The following is a 17,831-nucleotide window of genomic DNA, read 5'->3' on the forward strand; positions in this document are numbered from 1 at the left end:
TTTAACTCATAATCTTTTCCCTATGATTTCTAAGGAAGTTTCAATGGCTAAGCCTTCAGAACTTGAATTGTATTTCAATCAGTTTAGACAACATATTATCGGTATTGACCAAGAATTTGAATCCCCTTTCGGAAGGAAAAAAATAATCTATACCGATTGGACTGCTTCCGGACGATTATACAGACCTATCGAGGAAAAGTTATGCAATGAGTTTGGTCCGTTTGTAGCCAATACACATACCGAAACAACAGTTTCTGGTACTGCAATGACTAAAGCATATCACGAAGCAAAACATATTATTAAAAGCCATGTGAATTGCAATGGAGATGATGTGCTTATTGTCTCAGGAAATGGAATGACAGGTGTTGTGAATAAATTCCAAAGAATCTTAGGATTAAAAGTGCCAGAGAATCTCAGAAAATACACTTCTGTTCCTGACGAAATTCGTCCAGTGGTATTTGTAACACATATGGAGCACCATTCTAACCAGACGTCTTGGTTAGAGACTATTGCTAAGGTTGAAATAATTCCGCCAGGAGAGGATGGCTTATTCAGTTTAAAAAATCTAGAAGTGCTCCTTGAAAAATATAAGGATTGCACCATAAAAATAGCTTCAGTTGTTGGAGGCTCTAATGTAACAGGTTTACAGACGCCACATCATGATATTGCTGAATTAATGCATAGAAACGGAGGTGTTTGCTTTGTGGATTTTGCGTGTTCTGCACCTTATGTAGATATTGATATGCATCCTGAAAATGAACTTCAGGGTTTGGATGCCATTTTCTTTTCACCTCATAAGTTTTTAGGTGGACCAGGAACATCTGGTGTGTTGATTTTTAATAAGAAATTATATAAAAATATGATTCCTGATTGCCCAGGAGGTGGAACCGTAAGTTGGACCAATCCTTGGGGTGAACATAAATATATTGACAATATTGAAGACAGGGAAGATGGTGGAACTCCTGGGTTTTTGCAAACGATAAAAGCAGCTTTGTCTATTAAACTCAAAGAGCAAATGGGAGTTGATAATATTCTTAAGCGAGAGCATGAGTTAGTCTCTTATCTGTTTAAAGAATTATCTTCATTCGAAAATATTAAAATTCTTGCCGGACAGCATCAAGACCGCCTAGGTGTGATTTCATTTTATATAGAGGATTTACACTTTAATTTAGGCGTTAAATTATTAAACGATCGCTTTGGCATCCAGACCAGAGGCGGTTGTAGTTGTGCAGGTACTTATGGGCATTTTCTTTTACATGTAGACCAGAATATGAGCAACGAACTTACAAGTCAAATTTCTATAGGAGACTTAGTTCGTAAACCAGGTTGGATTCGTATGTCTATTCATCCAACGACAACAAATGAAGATATTGTTTTTGTTTGTGATAGCATTAAAGCGTTGGCAAAAAATCATCTTAAGTGGTCTAAAGACTATATCTATCAAGGTGAAACCAATGAATTTGTGCATGAATCTATGATATCTAAAACAGATTCTAATGATGATTTGATTGCGTCTTGGTTTAAACTTTAAACCTAATTTTAATGTTTTTTTAACAAAATTACTAGGTCAAACTGTTCATATTGTTTAAATCAAACAATACACAATGGCTTTAGGCTTACTTTTGCCTATACATTACCACAACAATTTATCTTTCTCCCTACTACACCGTTGTAATTGACGATTATATTATTATCTTAAAGCTCATAGAAACACTTGGCTTTGTTAAGGATATCATAAATTTTTCTTAACTTTTTTGAGAATGTATATTTATTGTATGGGCTTTTCTTGTTGAATTATTAAAATCATGTGATAAGTTTGGATTATAAACAATCAGCCATATGACAACAAAACTTTTATCATTACTATTTTTACTATTTACATCGTTGACATTTGCTCAAGATGTTACAGTAGAAGGTACAGTTGTAGATCAAACAACTGGACAGCCCATACCAGGCGTAAACGTTCTGGTAAAAGACACCGCAAAAGGAGCCTCTACAGATTTTGATGGTAACTTTTCAATTTCTAGTGTTCCAATAAATTCTACATTAGTATTCTCCTATATTGGATACAAAAATCTAGAGTATGTGGTAACCAATGACAACCCAATCAATATCTCATTGATTGAGGACGCCGAATCTCTCGATGAAGTTGTAGTTATAGGTTATGGAACCCAAAGAAAGAAAGAAACTACAGGAGCTGTATCTGTAGTAAGTTCAGAAACAATAGAGAACTTGAAACCAACAAGAGTTGAACAAGCTTTACAGGGTCAAGTTGCAGGGGTGAACATTTCATCTAATTCTGGTTCTCCTGGTGCATCATCTACAATTAGTATTAGAGGTGTTTCAACCAATGGAGATAGTAGGCCACTCATATTAGTTGACGGAAATGTCATTGAAGATTTAAGTACAATTAATCCAAGTGACATTGAAAGTATTAACGTTTTGAAAGATGCTACAGCGGGTATTTATGGTGTTCGAGCAGCTAATGGTGTAATTCTTATTACAACAAAAAGCGGAAGAAAGGAAATGCCATTAACAGTTGAATATAGTGCTTATGGTGGTTTTCAAGAAACTACTCGTAAGATTCCCGTACTAAATGGTACTGAATATGCGCTACTAGTTAACGAGGCTTTTGCAGCAGGAGGACAAGGCCCTCAATTTATAGATGTTGCCAGTATTGGTGTTGGAACAGATTGGCAAGATAAGATTTTTGAGACTGCTCCTATGTTTAATCACTCAATTACAATTAAGGGAGGTAAAGAAAAATCAACTTATGCTTTCGGTTCTTCATATTTATCTCAAGATGGTATTGTAGGAGGTAATAGATCTAATTTTAGTCGTTTTACAAAAAGAGGAAATTATACTTTAGACTTTCTTGATAATTTTAAATTTAATGTTGGGTTAATACATACACATACTAACAAAAGAAATTTAAGTGAATCTGCTCTGGGATCTATTCTATTTAATGCTTTAAATATGGATCCTACAAAAAGTGTTCGAGATAATACTGGAGCTTATACAATTGCAGAAGGCTTGGGTAATGAAGTCATTAACCCTTTAGCCCAATTGAATGGAACTTTCGATAGAACGAAAGTGAACAAATTAAGTGGTAATGCAGGTTTGTCATATAACTTTTTAGAACACTTTACAGTTCAGACCAACATACAGGCAAATTATGCTGAGGTAAAAGGAAAAGTGTTTAGACCAATAGCAAATTTTGGTAGTGGTAAAGTGTTTAATATTGATAGAAGTGAGGTCATTGAAACATTTAATATCTTTAGAGATTATACGTTTGACGCTTTATTTAAATACGAACGTGTCTTTAATGACACTCATGATGTAAAAGTTTTATTAGGTGCTTCTGTATTTCAAACTACTGGGATATTTACTGGTAATAGAGGTTTTGATATAGAGGGTAATAGAGTTGAAAACGCAAGTATTGAACTTGCACAAGATGTTGAAAGTATAAATCAGGAAATAGGATTTGATCCTAGATTTGATTCTAGATTATTATCTTATTTTTCTAGAGTACAATATAACTACAAGGGCAAGTATTTGCTTTCTGCCGTAATACGTCGAGATGGATCAACACGATTTGGACCTGATAACAGATTTGGGTATTTCCCATCTGGATCAGTAGGATGGATTATTTCAGATGAAGACTTTTTGAGCAACAATAATACTATTGATTTTCTGAAGATAAGGGCATCTTATGGAATACTTGGTAATGACAGAATTGCTGACTTTGGATTTGTTTCCTTATTAGATGGAGAAGGTACTTATGTTTTTGATGACAATATAATATCAGGAGCTGCACTAGGACCTGTTGCTAACCCAGAAATTCGTTGGGAAAAACAAAAAACCTTTGATATTGGAATTGATATAAAATTCTTGGATAACAAATTCGATATCACAGCAGATTATTTTAAAAAAACTACAGAAGATTTACTAGTAGTGCCTCAAGTTTCTGGTATTTTAGGTGTAGGAGCACCAGGAGCTGGACCACCAGTAGTTAATGGTGGAGAGGTGGAAAACAAAGGATTTGAATTTGCCATTGGTTATACAAATCAAATTACTGATGATTTGAAATTAAGTGTCAGATATAATGTTACTGCCATAGATAATGAAGTATTATCTGTAAATACAGAAGGAGGCTTTATTGCTGGAGGTTCTTTTGGTGTTGGTCAGGATCCACCTTCAAGGATGGAAGCAGGCTACCCAATAGGATATTTTAGAGGCTTTCAAACTGATGGAATTTACCAAACTCAAGCCGAAATCGATGCTGGAACACCAATAAATGGACAAGTACTTCCGGGAGATATTAGATTTGTAGATATTAATGATGATGGTATTATCGATGATGATGATAAGGTCTATCTTGGAGATCCTATACCAGATGCAACAATGGGACTTAATCTATCGATAGATTATAAAAACTTTGATTTTTCTACATATGCATTTGCTTCAATAGGTAATGAAATAGTAAGAAATTATGAGCGTAATCAACCATTAACTAATAGAAGTGTTACTTATTTAGACAGATGGACTGGGCCTGGAACAAGTAATTCAAATCCTAGAGTGACTACAGGTGCTACTTCTAACGGGTTGTTTTCAGATTACTTTGTTGAAGATGGATCGTTTGTACGCTTACAAAATGTGCAAATTGGTTTTACCTTTAATAAGCTTCTTGAAAATTCAAAACTAGATAAGCTACGTGTATATGTGTCTGCTAGTAATGTGTTTACTTTAACAAAATATAGAGGTTATGATCCAACAGCTTCTACAGGAGCACCGATTGGTGGAGGAATAGATCAAGGGTTTTATCCTAGCCCAAGAACATTTTTATTAGGAGTTAACTTAAAATTTTAATACACTATGAAACAGATAAAAATTAATAGCATAGTAATCTTGGCCTTAATAATGTTTTCTTCTTGTGGTGATGATTTTATAGACGTCGACCCTCAAGATCCAAGTTCAGATACATTTTTTAATAGTGAAGAAGATTATCAATCAGCATTAATATCAGCATACGATCCTTTGCACTCCACATACCTTAATGTGATGTTAGGAGAAATTGCATCAGATAATACACTCGCTGGAGGAGAAAGTGCAACAGATGTACCAGGAATTCAAGAAATTGATGATATGATTCATACATCCACAAATTCACAATTAAGAGATATTTGGGGATGGATGTACGGTGGTGTAAATAGAGCTAACTTTATTATGGAATTTCAAGATAATATAGAATTTTCTGGTAAAAATGCTGTACTCGCTCAAGCACGGTTTTTAAGGGCTTATTATTATTTTGAACTAGTAAAGTGGTTTGGAGATATACCATTTGTCGTTGATAGAAGATTTGTTTTAGGAGAAGAATTTACTTTGGACAGAACTCCTAAAGCAACAGTTTATGAGCAAATAGAAGATGATTTAATTTATGCCGCCGGTAATTTGACCTATTCAGCGTCTGAAGCTGGTCGAGTTACTAAAGGTGCTGCTCAAGCTTTGTTGGGTAAAGTATATTTATATCAGGATAAGTTTAGTGAGGCAGCTACAGTTCTAGAAGATGTTATCGCTAATGGACCTTATGATCTTTTAGAAGATTATTCTACAATGTTTGAGAATGATAATGAGAATAATATAGAGTCTGTCTTCGAAGTTCAATATTCTGATGGAGAAGGTGCTGGTTTTGAATGTTTACAATGTAGTGAAGGAAATGTAGCGGTTGGGTTTAATGGCATAAGAAATTATACGGGTCCTTTGTTTGATTCTGGTTTTAGCTTTAATGTTCCAACACAGGAAGTTGTAGATGCTTTTGAAGACGGTGATATGAGATTAGAAACAGCTATATTAGATATTGATGCTTGGGCTTCAGATACAGGAGCAACATTTGCAACTGGATTTGAGCATACAGGCTATTTTAATAGAAAGTATATTTCTCGTCAAGGCGATTTAAATACTGGAGATGCTAATTTAACGAATCCTAATAATTACAGAGCTATTCGTTTTGCTGATGTATTATTAATGGCTGCAGAAGCTCTTAATAGAGGTGGCCTAGGTGATATGCAAGCGCAAGTTTATTTAAATAGAGTTAGGGATAGAGCTAATTTACCTGATACTAATGTAACAGGAACAAATTTAACTAATGCTATTTATAAAGAACGTCGTGTAGAATTAGTTGGGGAAGGGCATCATTTCTTTGATTTGGTTAGAACCGGTAGAGCATCAGTGGAAATAGATGGGTTCCAGTCTGGGAAGCACGAATTATTTCCAATTCCTTTAATAGAAATACAGTTAGCTGGAAATAGATGGGATCAAAACCCTGGGTATTAAAAAAAAAAATTGATATTATGAAAACAATAAAATATGTATTTAGTTTTTTTATAGCCTTTAGTTTATTTACAGGCTGTGAAAATGATGATGACAATCTGGATTTTTTGAATGATGTAAATGCCCCAACTGAAGTTTCGGCAACCTTTAATATATTACAAGATAATTCTGGAAAGGTTTTAATTACACCAAATGCTGTAGGTGCTTCTATCTACAATATTACATTAGGTGATGGTACAGAGGAACCAGTTTTAGTTCCTCAAGGAGAAAGTGTAGAAAACATATATGTAGAAGGTACATATACTGTAACTATTGAGGCTGTAAGTATAAATGGGCTTAAAACAGAAATTACCCAACAACTAGTGGTGTCATTCCGTGCTCCTGAAAATTTGATTATAACTGCTGAGATAGATGGTTCTAATCCATTTCAAGTAAATGTTTCTGCCGTTGCAGATTATGCTGCGTCGTTTGAAGTGTTTTTTGATACTTCTAATACAGAAGAAGAAGCAACGCCTTTAAGTTTAGGTGAAGCGGTCAGTTTTGAATACCCAATCGTTGGAGATTATACAGTTAAAGTTGTGGCTCTAAGTGGAGGTGTTGAAATGACAGAAGCAACAGTTGTAGTTACGATAACTACACCAACCGTATTACCTATAGATTTTGAGATTTTCGATTCTACTGTGTTTTTCGGATTTGGTGGAGCGTCAGGAGATATTATTGACAACCCTGATATGAATGGAAACGAATCGGCTAAAGTGGCAAGAGTAGTTAAAGGAGCACCAGAGGTTTGGGCAGGTAATGTAATAGTAGGATCATCGCCAATAGACTTTAGTGTAAAGAAAGTTATTAAGCTTGATGTGTGGTCACCACGTCCTGGAGGGACTCTACTACTTAAATTAGAAAATCTTGATGATGCAAATATATTTATTGAAATAGAGGCGCCCTTAGTAGGAAATAGTGAATGGGAAGAAGTCGCAATAGATTTGACCGACATTCCAACTTTGGAAACTGAAACCTACCAAAAAATAGTGTGGTTCTTTGATTTTGGAACTGTAGGTGATGGAACTGCTGATTGGACATTCTATGTCGATAATATCAGACAAGATTTTGCAGGTGTTGTTGTTTCACAGCTTATTGAAGATTTTGAAGGGACACCACCACCAGCGTTTATTTCATTTGGAAATATAGCAGATACAGAGGTCGTTACTAACCCAGACATGTCTGGAATTAATACCAGTCCTAATGTAGCACAATTAACAAAAACGAACGGATCAGAAGTTTGGGCAGGTGCATTATTTGATACTGGTTCTCCAATAGATTTAGCTTCTTTTGGACAGATCAATGTTAAAACATGGTCTCCAATTGTAGGCGCTGTCGTTAAGCTGAAGTTAGAAAATGCAGATGCTAGTATTACTCATGAAATAGATCTTCCTACTACTGTAGCAAATGAATGGGAAAATCTATTATATGATTTTAATGATGCTCCAGCTGGGGATTATGTTAAAGTTGTAATATTCTTCGACTTTGGAAATCCTGGAGATGATTCAGTATATTATTACGATGATATCGAATTAGTAGGAACGCTACAAGATTTTTCATTCCAAGATTTTGAAGGAACACCACCAGCATTTATAGCATTTGGTAATATCGCAGACACACAAGTTGTGAGCAATCCAGATCCTAGCGGCTTAAATACAACAGCCAATGTGGCACAGTTCACAAAGACTTCTGGATCTGAAGTATGGGCAGGTACCCTTTTTGCAACTCCAGACCCACTTGATTTAACCTCATATAGTCAAATTAGCGTAAAGACATGGTCTCCTACTAGTGGAATTGTTGTTAAGTTAAAAATTGAAAACGCAGATGCTAGTATTACACATGAAGTTGATATTACTAATTCTGTAGCTAATGGATGGGAAGAACTCGTATATGATTTTTCTGGCGCTCCACCTGCGGATTATGTTACAGTAGTAATATTCTTTGATTTTGGAACTTCAGGGGATGATTCACTCTACTATTTTGACGAGTTTACACTTACTAATTAAAAAAAAAATGACAATGAAAAGTTTAAAAATTTTAATAAGCCTTTCCTTATTGGTTGTATTCTTTTATGGATGCCAAGATGAAGATCAGGAATTTGGTGAAATTATAGCTCCAACAAACGTACAAATAAGCGCAGAAATTATTGGACAAGATGTAGACAATCCATTTGGAGATGGCTCAGGCCTTGTGAATTTTATTGGAACATCAGATAATGCATTAACGTATAGATACAATTTTGGCGACGGATCAGATAATACTTCTGCGCCTTCAGGAGAAGCATCACATGTGTTTGCTCTAACTGGAATTAATACATATACAGTTACAATTCTGGCATCTGGTATAGGTGGTATAACGACGTCTGTGAGTTTGAATATAGATGTATTCAGTTCTTTTGAAGACGAAGAAGCTAAAATTTTATTAAGTGGTGGTGCTGGTTTTAGTAAAACGTGGTACTGGGCAGCAGACAAACCTCAAAATATAGGATTAGGACCAGACGAGGTAATGGATGATGGTTCACACACGTTTAATGCTTATTTCCAATCTTTAGCATGGCACCCAGATAAGTTATGTATGTATGACGCCGAAATGGTATTTACACAAGCAGCTGATGGTGCTCTCACCTATGAACAGACTGTTGGAGACGCTTATATACCTGGAACTTTTGCAGGGAATGTAGGTGTCGCAGGAGATACGTGTCACGGTAGTGATGTAGTGCCTTCTTTAGGAGGTATTAAAAATGCTCAGTTGGTACCATCGTCTTCTATTGCTACAATTGATGGTGGATATCGTGGAACAACTATCAGTTTTACAGATGGAGGATTTATGAGCTGGTATTGTGGTAGTAGTAATTTTGAAATTATTACAATTACAGAAGATAGATTGCATGTCAGGGTAACAGAACCAGGTTTCGCTTGGTATTGTGTTTTTCAAACAGACAACCCTAACGATTAAGTTATATAAATAGTTGTTTGAATTAGTTTCTAAAAAAGGCCGATAGCTTAAGTTATCGGTCTTTTTTTATATAATTTATGAGATACTATTCACTACAGAAAACATATTATATGTTCGTATTATAGATGCCTTAAAGTATCATAAGTAGTCTAGAGAACCACCATTAGGTTACGGTTTTATATAATCTTCTGGGCTTTTGTCTTTGTGTTTCCAACGTTTATGTGTCCATAAGTAATATTCTGGGGCTTCATGAATTTGGTTTTCGACAAGCTTTAAAAATTTATCTGTGATTTCATAATCTTTAAAATCATTTGGGTGGTCTGCTAACGTTTCAAATGTGGCTTCATAATAACCACGTTTGAGCCGTTTTACGCTAAAGAATACTACAGACATGTCTAAACGCTTTGCTAACATTTCAGCGCCAGTATGCACAGGGACCCTAATCTTCATAAACTCTGTCCAGTGAAAGGCTTTCCAAGGTTTTGGTGTTTGATCAGATATAAAGCCGTTAACCGTGGTTATGCCTTCTTTTTTTAATTTCGTAAGAAGAGGAACCGTTTCCTTAGTCGTAATTAAATGACTGTTGTATTTAGCTCGAATACGTTTTACTAGCCGATCAAAATATTTATTTTCGATACGCTTGTAAACTGCATTACCTCTTGACTTAACATAAGTTTGAAGTATAAAAATCCACTCCCAACTTCCGTAGTGCGCCAACATTAAAACCATACTTCTACCTTGGTTTTCTAAATCTTGGATAAGATCGACATTTGTGAATACATACCGTTCTTTCATTTCAGCTTCAGAAATAGATAGCGACTTGATTGCTTCAACCATCATATCACATAAATGATGATAGAATTTTTTGGTGATTTTATTGATTTCTTTGTCGTCTTTTTCTGGAAATACAAGTCTTAAATTATCTTTAACCGTTTTCTTTCGATAGCCAAACACCCGATAGATGAGTAGGTACATAAAATCTGAAAACGCATATAATAATCTAAACGGAAGTATAGAAATAAACCACAAAAAAGGATAAACTAAAATGTATATTATAAATTGCATGAATGTCTTAAATTTGCAAGTGCAAATATAATTATAATAAAAACGTTTCAGGTCTATGGGTAGTTTTAGTTTGTTTACCATTATCATCATTGCAGCTAATGCATTGATATCCTACAAAGGATTTAATGATTATAACTTTTTTGAGCGTTACAAGTTCAATATAGGTAGTATTAGAAGAGGTGAGCAGATAAGAGTATTTAGTTCTGGGTTTTTGCATGCAGATTCACAGCATTTATTATTCAATATGATAACGCTTTACTTTTTTGCAGATCGCGTTATCTATGAATTAGGCGAAATTAATTTCTTAATTGTATATATAGGTGGTTTGGTTATGGGAAGTCTATTGTCTTTTTATTTTCATAAAAACGAATATCAATATAGTGCAGTTGGAGCGAGTGGAGCAGTAATGGGTGTGATTTATTCTGCAATACTAATTGATCCTATGATGCAAATAAACTTCATTATTCCTGGTTTTGTTTTCGGAATAGGATACTTACTCTATTCTATCTATGGCATGAAAAAACGTGTTGGAAATATTGGTCATGATGCCCATTTTGGTGGTGCAGTTGGTGGCTATTTAATTACTTTGATTTTAAAACCTTCATTATTTGAAACCGAATTATTAATGGTTGGGTTATTAGGGATTCCAATTGTCGTTTTATTCATCTTGCATAAAATAGGAAAGGTCTAACGGTTTCTAATCACCATAAAAAAGCCTTCAATCGATAACGAATGAAGGCTTTAATATTTTATCATAAATTGTTAGTTTAGTAACTCAGCGATTTTAGCTTCTAAATCAGCACCTCTAAGATTTTTTGCAATTATGATTCCTTTTTCATCTAAAATAAACGTTGCAGGGATAGACCTTATATTATAGGCTTGAGCAATGGGATCATTAAAATACTTAAGGCTAGAAACGTGTTTCCAAGTTAATTGATCTTGTTCGATAGCTTTTAACCAAGCCGCTTTGGGGTCTGTTTGTCTCGAAGTTCCATCTAGAGAAACACCTATAATTTCTAATCCTTTATCATGGTATTTTTCATAGACTTTCACGACATTAGGATTTTCACGTCGACAAGGTGCACACCATGATGCCCAAAAATCGATAATTGTTACTTTTCCCATAGCATCTTTTAAAGCCAACTGTTTTCCGTCCGCAGTAGGAGCAGTGAAATCCGGAGCAGGTTTTCCGATTTCAGTAGTACTTAGTCGCTCTTTTGACTTTTTGATGCCTTCAAGTTTGATCTTTACTTTTGTAGCAAACTGTGTAGATTTCATACTAGCATCTAAACTATCATATAAGCTAGAGATATTATTGATGTTTGCATCTTTTTTATTAAGCATATTATCAATAATAACTAATGAGTACAGACTGTTTTTGTGTTCTTTAATAAATTTCTCTGGAAGCGTTATACTTTCTCTTCTAAGCTCAGTAGCCTCATAGGCTAATTTACTTTTTTCATCCTTGTCCTCTGTTGCACCAATCTTAGTGCTTAACTCACTAATTTTAGAGCCATGAATTTGTAGTTCAGTATTGTAAGCTACTAATTCGTCATTAGCCTTTGTGCCTTTAATCTTGGATTTTGCTATATCTGCCTGATCAATTTCAAGAGCAATCGCCTTGTTTTCTACAATAAGCGGAAGGTTGCCTTTTACACTATTAATACTTAAAAACCATAGTTTAGGCGTATCAACCTTACCTTCAAATGTGAATCGTTCATTCACCACAATAGCAGTATCTTTATTTACTTTTCTACCGCGTTCATCTGTAGTTTGTAGATAGGCTCTAATACCATTATAAACACCTGGAGCTTCTCCTGTAATCAAATAGGTGTCTCTTAAGACCTCATCTGAATTCCCCTCAGTTTTACACGCTTGAAGTAAAACACCTACTAATATAATTGTAATTATTCTGTTCATGATTTTAAAATTTTAATACTGCAAATATAACAAGTTAGACCAAAGAAAATCAAGCGCAATGCTTAATAAAAACTTAAAGAAATGGTATAAATGGTTTTATAAATACAAAATTGCAATACTTTTGTGAGAAATGACATCTAATGACGCATCAAGATACAATCGTTGCTCTAGCCACAGCATCTGGAAGTGGGGCTATTGCTATTATCCGACTTTCTGGTAGTGACGCTATTTCAATTGTTGATAATCAATTTAAATCTGTAGTAACGGGTAAATTATTAAAAAAACAATCCACACATACGATACATCTTGGACATGTTATTGAAGATCAACGCGTTTTTGACGAAGTTTTGGTATCTGTGTTTAAAAACCCAAATTCGTATACTGGTGAAGATGTGGTAGAAATTTCTTGTCATGGAAGTCTATATATTCAGCAAGAAATTATTCAATTATTTCTCCGGAAAGGTTGTCGAATGGCTACTGCTGGAGAGTTTACATTACGAGCATTTTTAAATGGAAAATTGGATTTATCTCAAGCCGAAGCGGTTGCCGATTTGATCGCTAGTGAAAATGAAGCGTCTCATCAAGTAGCTATGCAACAAATGCGTGGTGGTTTTTCTTCGGAAATTGCAAAACTTAGGGAAGAGCTTCTCAATTTTGCATCTTTAATTGAATTGGAGCTTGATTTTGCTGAAGAAGATGTCGAGTTTGCAGATCGCTCTCAATTTAAAGAATTAGTGAATCGAATCACCTTTGTGTTAAAGCGACTGATCGATTCTTTTGCCGTTGGAAATGTGATCAAAAATGGAATTCCAGTTGCTATTGTTGGAGAACCTAATGTTGGTAAATCAACATTGTTAAATGCTTTATTGAATGAAGATCGTGCTATTGTTTCTGAAATCCCTGGAACAACACGTGATACCATTGAAGACGAAATTTCGATTGGAGGAATAGGCTTTCGATTTATTGATACTGCAGGAATTAGAGAAACTGAAGACCTAGTTGAATCTATAGGGATTAAAAAGACATTTGAGAAAATAGACCAAGCGCAAGTTGTTGTTTATCTATTTGACAGTTCGAATACGATTTCAGATTTAAAAAACATTCAAATTGAAATCGAAAAAATTAAAAACAAATATCCACAAAAACCATTGCTAATTATTGCTAATAAGATTGATCAGTTGGATGATAGTGCGTTGGCAGAACTTCAGAATCGAATTGAAGGGATTCAATTGCTTTCAGCTAAAACAGGATTTGGTGTCGAGCAATTAACGAATTCTCTTCTCAATTTAATCAATACAGGAGCCTTGCGAAATAATGAAACGATTGTCACCAATTCGAGACACTATGATGCCTTATTGAAAGCTTTTGAAGAAATTCAGAAAGTAAAAAACGGATTAGAAACAGGGCTTTCAGGAGATCTATTAGCGATTGATATAAGACAAGCACTCTATCACTTTGGAGAAATTACTGGAGAAATCACGAATGATGATTTGTTAGGGAATATCTTCGCTAACTTCTGCATCGGAAAATAATGAGTATATCTTTTAAAATTTTGGTTGGCTTCTTTTTTGTTTCCCTGAGCTCATTTTCGCAAACAGTAGCTACTCATACTTACGCTGTAAAACAAAACGATTCTTTAAAACTTGATGTGTATACTCCAGGAAATATTCAACCAAACCAAAAGTTACCAGTTTTAATTTGGATGCATGGTGGTGGATTTTCAGGTGGACTTCGAGATGGTAAAGATGAAAAGCAACTTATGAAGTACATCACGACTAAAGGGTATATAGGCGTTTCTATTTCGTATAGGTTGTTGAGAAAAGGTGCCAAAACTGGTTTTGGTTGTAAGTGTTCAAAAGAGGAAAAGCTATTTACTTTTGCAATGGCAGCTCAGGATTTGCTGGATGCAACCATATTTATGATCACTCAAAGCGATTCCTTGCAAATTGACACTAAAAAAATAATAGCTGGAGGAAGTAGTGCAGGAGCAGAAGCTGTTTTGAGTGCAGTTTATATGAAAGACTATTTTATTGAAGATACTTCTGCGTATGATCAAATTCAATATGCTGGAATCATTTCCCTAGCTGGTGCTATGGTTGATGAAACACATATAACAACTGCTAATGCTATTCCTACAGTATTATTTCATGGCACAAAAGATAACTTAGTTCCTTATTCTAAAGCGCCACATCATTTTTGTAACAAAGAGGATACAGGATTTCTAATGCTCACTGGATCTGGTGTGATTTTTACACGTTTAGAAAAACTGAACACTTCTTGTTATTTGTTTAGAGTGGAAGGTGGAGAACATGAAGTAGCTTCAATACCATTTGCTGAAATGGATCATATTATGACATTTATAAACAATACAGTCATAGATTCTAAAGTAATTCAAACCAAGCGTTTAGAGTTTAAAAAGTAAACAAGATTGTTACTAGAGGCAGTGATTGCTTTGTTTTCTAGAATTTATATGCTACTTTGTAGAATGAAATTCTAATTACACCTATACAAAGTTTTACCTATACAAAGGTGACTTGCAAAAAAATATATGAAATTTAAAATATTTCCAATACTCATTTGTTTAGCATTTTGCTATTTCCCTCAAGCGCAAGAGTTGCCACCTGTTCAAATTTATTCTCCAGATCAATATAATGCCGATAACCAAAATTGGGCTGTTTCCCAGTGTAAGGATGATCACATCTTTATAGCAAACAACAAAGGGCTTTTAGAGTTTAATGGCGGAAATTGGAAACTTTATCCATCTCCAAAAGAAACGATTATGAGAACCGTTCATGTTGTTGACACTTTAGTCTATACAGGAAGTTATATGGAGTTTGGGTACTGGAAAAGAGATGCTTTTGGAATTTTAAATTATACGCCTTTATCTAAAGAACTTGATATCCCAATTGTTGATGACGAACAATTTTGGGACATTCTAAGCCTTGATGATTATGTGCTGTTTCAGTCTTTAGATAGAATTGTCATTTATAATGCCGAAGACTCTAGTTATAAAATTGTAAACTCTAATACATCACTGACTAAAATTTTTAAAGTTGAAGAAACTATTTATTTTCAGAGTATTGATGAAGGGATTTATAAAATTGAGAATGGTAAAGCTGAACTCGTTATTGTTGATGAGTTGGTAAAAGAAAATATAGTCGTAAATATGTTTGACCAAAATGGAGAACTTTTAGTCCAAACACAAAATAATGGCTTTTACTTATATTCTGATAATGTTTTAACAAAATGGGAAACTTCTTCTAATGATTTATTATCACAGGTCAGTGTTTATAATAGTATTCGTTTAGAAAATAAGGGTTTTGCTTTAGGCACTATTTCTAATGGAATTATTTATATAGAACCCAATGGCGATCTTAAATATCATATTAACCAATCTTCAGGATTGGGTAATAACACCATTTTATCTCTTTTTGAAGATAAAGACCACAATATTTGGTTAGGATTAGACAATGGAATCAATTGTATTAATATAGAGTCTCCATTCAGTATATACAACGATCAAAAAGGAACTATTGGAACAGTATACGGTTCTTTAATTTATAATAACAATCTTTATTTAGGCACAAATCAAGGCTTGTTTTATAAATCGCAAAATTCTAATGAAGATTTTAAATTTATAAAAGGCACTCAAGGTCAAGTATGGTCTTTAGTCGAATTGTATGACACGCTATTTTGTGCCCATACTTCTGGGACGTTTGTTATCAGTGGTGATGAGGCCAAATTAATAGACAACACTTTTGGTACATGGAAAATTAAGGCCATAGCTAATAATGAAAATTTACTGCTTCAAGGAAGTTATAACGGACTAAATATCTTGGCACGGGTGAATGGTAAATGGATATTTAGAAATAAAATTGAAGGATTCGATATTTCATCAAGATACATTGAAACACTGGGTTTAGATACTGTTTTTATAAGTCATGAATACAAAGGTGTTTTGAAGGTTAAAGTAGATCCTGAGTTCTCAAAAGTTTTAAAAATTGATAAAGATTTATCTGTGGCAAAAGGCCCTAATTCCAGTTTGTTAAAATATGATGACTATATATTTTACACGTATAAAGATGGTGTTTTTAGGTATAATGAAAGTTCTATGGCATTTGTTAAAGATAGTCTTTATAGTGAGGTTTTTAAGGACCAAACTTATATATCTGGAAAGTTAGTAGTAACTGATAAAACTAATAAGCTTTGGTATTTTTCAGATGAAGGACTTAATTATATTTCAACTGGGAAATTAAGTTCGAAGCCTGAAATAGAAACGATATCACTACCAAGTTCAATTAGAAACAGCATGGCTGGATATGAAAACATTGCCCATATTGAAGAGCATAAGTATTTATTTGGGTCATCTTCGGGATATATTATTATAGATTTGGATAAGCTTATTGAAAAGGATTATGAGATATCGATAAATTCTATAAATAGACATGTAAATAATAATGGAATTGTGTCAATTGATAAAACAGTTGCAGGTAGCTTTGAGAATAAAGAAAATAATTTTCAATTCGATTATAGTGTTTCAGAATACGAAAAATATATTGAAGCCGAGTACCAATATCAACTAGAGGGCATTTATAACAATTGGAGTAATTGGTCTACTAATTCTAGTGAGTTGTTTAAAAATCTTTCATTTGGGGATTATACGTTTAATGTTAGAGCGCGAATAGGTGATGATGTAAGTTCAAATGTAGCCTCTTATAAGTTTTCAATAGCTAAGCCATGGTATTTGGCTAATGCAATGGTAGTGTTATATATATTTGGTTTTGTCGCTTTTTCTTTTTTAATGCATAATGTATATAAACGTTACTATAGAAAACAACGAGAATCTCTCTTGGACAAGAATAAACGTGAGATTGAATTAAGGGAACTAGAAAGTGAGCAACAACTCATGCAACTTCAAAATGAAAAACTACAACTAGATGTTGATAATAAAAATCGTGAGTTAGCAATCTCTACAATGAGCCTTATCAAAAAGAATGAGTTTTTAAATGGGGTCAAAGAAGAATTAAAACATGTTAACCAAAACAACGAATTAAAGTCAGTTATTAAGATTATTGATAAAAACCTAAACAATACAGACGATTGGAAATTTTTCCAAGAAGCATTTAATAATGCTGACAAAGATTTTCTGAAAAAGATTAAAGCGATACACTCAAAACTTACACCAAATGATTTAAGATTATGTGCCTATCTTAGATTAAATCTCTCTTCAAAAGAAATAGCTCCATTGTTAAATATTTCATCTAGAAGTGTTGAGGTCAAACGATACAGACTGCGTAAAAAAATGGATTTACCTCATGAGTCTAGTTTGACAAATTATATTTTAGAAATATAACTACTATACGGCTCTGTATTTTACCTATACAATTCCCATACACAGTACTTTTTTTAACAATTACAACCCTGTAATTTTAATAGTTTAACACAGCTTTACTGCGCTTAATTCTAACAATAGCTGAGTATTTCTCAATAATTCATTCTTTTTTTTGCGAATGTATGTTTTT

General features: G+C 33.9%; 11 protein-coding genes. 9 read left to right on the forward strand and 2 right to left on the reverse strand.

The window, feature by feature from the left end:
- Window positions 1-22: 22 nt before the first annotated feature.
- The 5 genes from V7719_RS13135 (at window position 23) to V7719_RS13155 (ending at window position 9,324) form a co-directional block, all read left to right on the forward strand.
- Complete coding sequence (locus tag V7719_RS13135; protein WP_335730380.1) at window positions 23-1,531, forward strand: aminotransferase class V-fold PLP-dependent enzyme; 1,509 nt, start codon at window positions 23-25, stop codon at window positions 1,529-1,531.
- Window positions 1,532-1,839: 308 nt separating this feature from the next.
- Window positions 1,840-4,869 carry a SusC/RagA family TonB-linked outer membrane protein gene (locus V7719_RS13140; RefSeq protein WP_335730381.1) on the forward strand — a complete coding sequence of 1,010 codons (3,030 nt, stop codon included), beginning with the start codon at window positions 1,840-1,842 and terminating at the stop codon, window positions 4,867-4,869.
- Between the two features lie 6 nt (window positions 4,870-4,875).
- The gene (locus V7719_RS13145; RefSeq protein WP_335730382.1) at window positions 4,876-6,333 is read left to right on the forward strand and encodes a RagB/SusD family nutrient uptake outer membrane protein; all 1,458 of its coding nucleotides are present in this window, start codon (window positions 4,876-4,878) and stop codon (window positions 6,331-6,333) included.
- A 17-nt stretch (window positions 6,334-6,350) separates the two neighbouring features.
- Window positions 6,351-8,375 carry a hypothetical protein gene (locus tag V7719_RS13150; protein WP_335730383.1) on the forward strand — a complete coding sequence of 675 codons (2,025 nt, stop codon included), beginning with the start codon at window positions 6,351-6,353 and terminating at the stop codon, window positions 8,373-8,375.
- Between the two features lie 13 nt (window positions 8,376-8,388).
- Window positions 8,389-9,324 (forward strand): PKD domain-containing protein, encoded by a 936-nt coding sequence (locus V7719_RS13155; protein WP_335730384.1) that lies wholly within the window; start codon window positions 8,389-8,391, stop codon window positions 9,322-9,324.
- A 168-nt stretch (window positions 9,325-9,492) separates the two neighbouring features.
- On the opposite strand, the gene V7719_RS13160 is transcribed toward V7719_RS13155, so the two are convergent.
- Entirely contained in the window at window positions 9,493-10,479 is a 987-nt protein-coding gene (locus V7719_RS13160; protein WP_335730385.1) for a lysophospholipid acyltransferase family protein, read from the reverse strand.
- On the opposite strand from V7719_RS13160, the gene V7719_RS13165 reads away from it, so the two are divergent.
- Entirely contained in the window at window positions 10,445-11,080 is a 636-nt protein-coding gene (locus V7719_RS13165; protein WP_335730386.1) for a rhomboid family intramembrane serine protease, read from the forward strand. The genes V7719_RS13160 and V7719_RS13165 overlap by 35 nt on opposite strands.
- Window positions 11,081-11,151: 71 nt before the next feature.
- Here the strand turns inward: V7719_RS13165 and V7719_RS13170 are convergent, their stop codons facing one another.
- Window positions 11,152-12,309: a redoxin domain-containing protein gene (locus V7719_RS13170; RefSeq protein ID WP_335730387.1), complete on the reverse strand. Its 1,158-nt coding sequence runs from the start codon at window positions 12,307-12,309 to the stop codon at window positions 11,152-11,154.
- A 140-nt stretch (window positions 12,310-12,449) separates the two neighbouring features.
- Between V7719_RS13170 and mnmE the strand changes: the two genes are divergently transcribed.
- The 3 genes from mnmE to V7719_RS13185 all read left to right on the forward strand — a co-directional run bounded on the left by mnmE (window position 12,450) and on the right by V7719_RS13185 (window position 17,662).
- Window positions 12,450-13,841, forward strand: a complete 1,392-nt coding sequence (mnmE, locus tag V7719_RS13175) for a tRNA uridine-5-carboxymethylaminomethyl(34) synthesis GTPase MnmE (RefSeq protein ID WP_335730388.1) — start codon at window positions 12,450-12,452, stop codon at window positions 13,839-13,841.
- A complete protein-coding gene (locus V7719_RS13180) occupies window positions 13,841-14,731 on the forward strand; it encodes an alpha/beta hydrolase (RefSeq protein WP_335730389.1) in 891 nt (296 codons plus the stop codon). The genes mnmE and V7719_RS13180 overlap by 1 nt, the downstream gene beginning before the upstream one ends.
- A 126-nt stretch (window positions 14,732-14,857) precedes the next feature.
- A complete protein-coding gene (locus V7719_RS13185) occupies window positions 14,858-17,662 on the forward strand; it encodes a helix-turn-helix and ligand-binding sensor domain-containing protein (RefSeq protein WP_335730390.1) in 2,805 nt (934 codons plus the stop codon).
- Window positions 17,663-17,831 lie beyond the last annotated feature (169 nt).

This window comes from Psychroserpens sp. (assembly GCF_036960315.1).
In the GTDB taxonomy this organism is placed as follows: Bacteria; Bacteroidota; Bacteroidia; order Flavobacteriales; family Flavobacteriaceae; genus Psychroserpens.

Excerpts from the sequence above, each read along its gene's own strand:
- V7719_RS13140 (WP_335730381.1), top strand. The coding sequence starts at position 1,840 with ATGACAACAAAACTTTTATCATTACTATTTTTACTATTTACATCGTTG.
- V7719_RS13155 (WP_335730384.1), top strand. The coding sequence starts at position 8,389 with ATGAAAAGTTTAAAAATTTTAATAAGCCTTTCCTTATTGGTTGTATTC.
- V7719_RS13185 (WP_335730390.1), top strand. The coding sequence starts at position 14,858 with ATGAAATTTAAAATATTTCCAATACTCATTTGTTTAGCATTTTGCTAT.
- V7719_RS13150 (WP_335730383.1), top strand. The coding sequence starts at position 6,351 with ATGAAAACAATAAAATATGTATTTAGTTTTTTTATAGCCTTTAGTTTA.
- mnmE (WP_335730388.1), top strand. The coding sequence starts at position 12,450 with ATGACGCATCAAGATACAATCGTTGCTCTAGCCACAGCATCTGGAAGT.
- V7719_RS13165 (WP_335730386.1), top strand. The coding sequence starts at position 10,445 with ATGGGTAGTTTTAGTTTGTTTACCATTATCATCATTGCAGCTAATGCA.
- V7719_RS13170 (WP_335730387.1), bottom strand. The coding sequence starts at position 12,309 with ATGAACAGAATAATTACAATTATATTAGTAGGTGTTTTACTTCAAGCG.
- V7719_RS13180 (WP_335730389.1), top strand. The coding sequence starts at position 13,841 with ATGAGTATATCTTTTAAAATTTTGGTTGGCTTCTTTTTTGTTTCCCTG.
- V7719_RS13135 (WP_335730380.1), top strand. The coding sequence starts at position 23 with ATGATTTCTAAGGAAGTTTCAATGGCTAAGCCTTCAGAACTTGAATTG.
- V7719_RS13145 (WP_335730382.1), top strand. The coding sequence starts at position 4,876 with ATGAAACAGATAAAAATTAATAGCATAGTAATCTTGGCCTTAATAATG.
- V7719_RS13160 (WP_335730385.1), bottom strand. The coding sequence starts at position 10,479 with ATGATGATAATGGTAAACAAACTAAAACTACCCATAGACCTGAAACGT.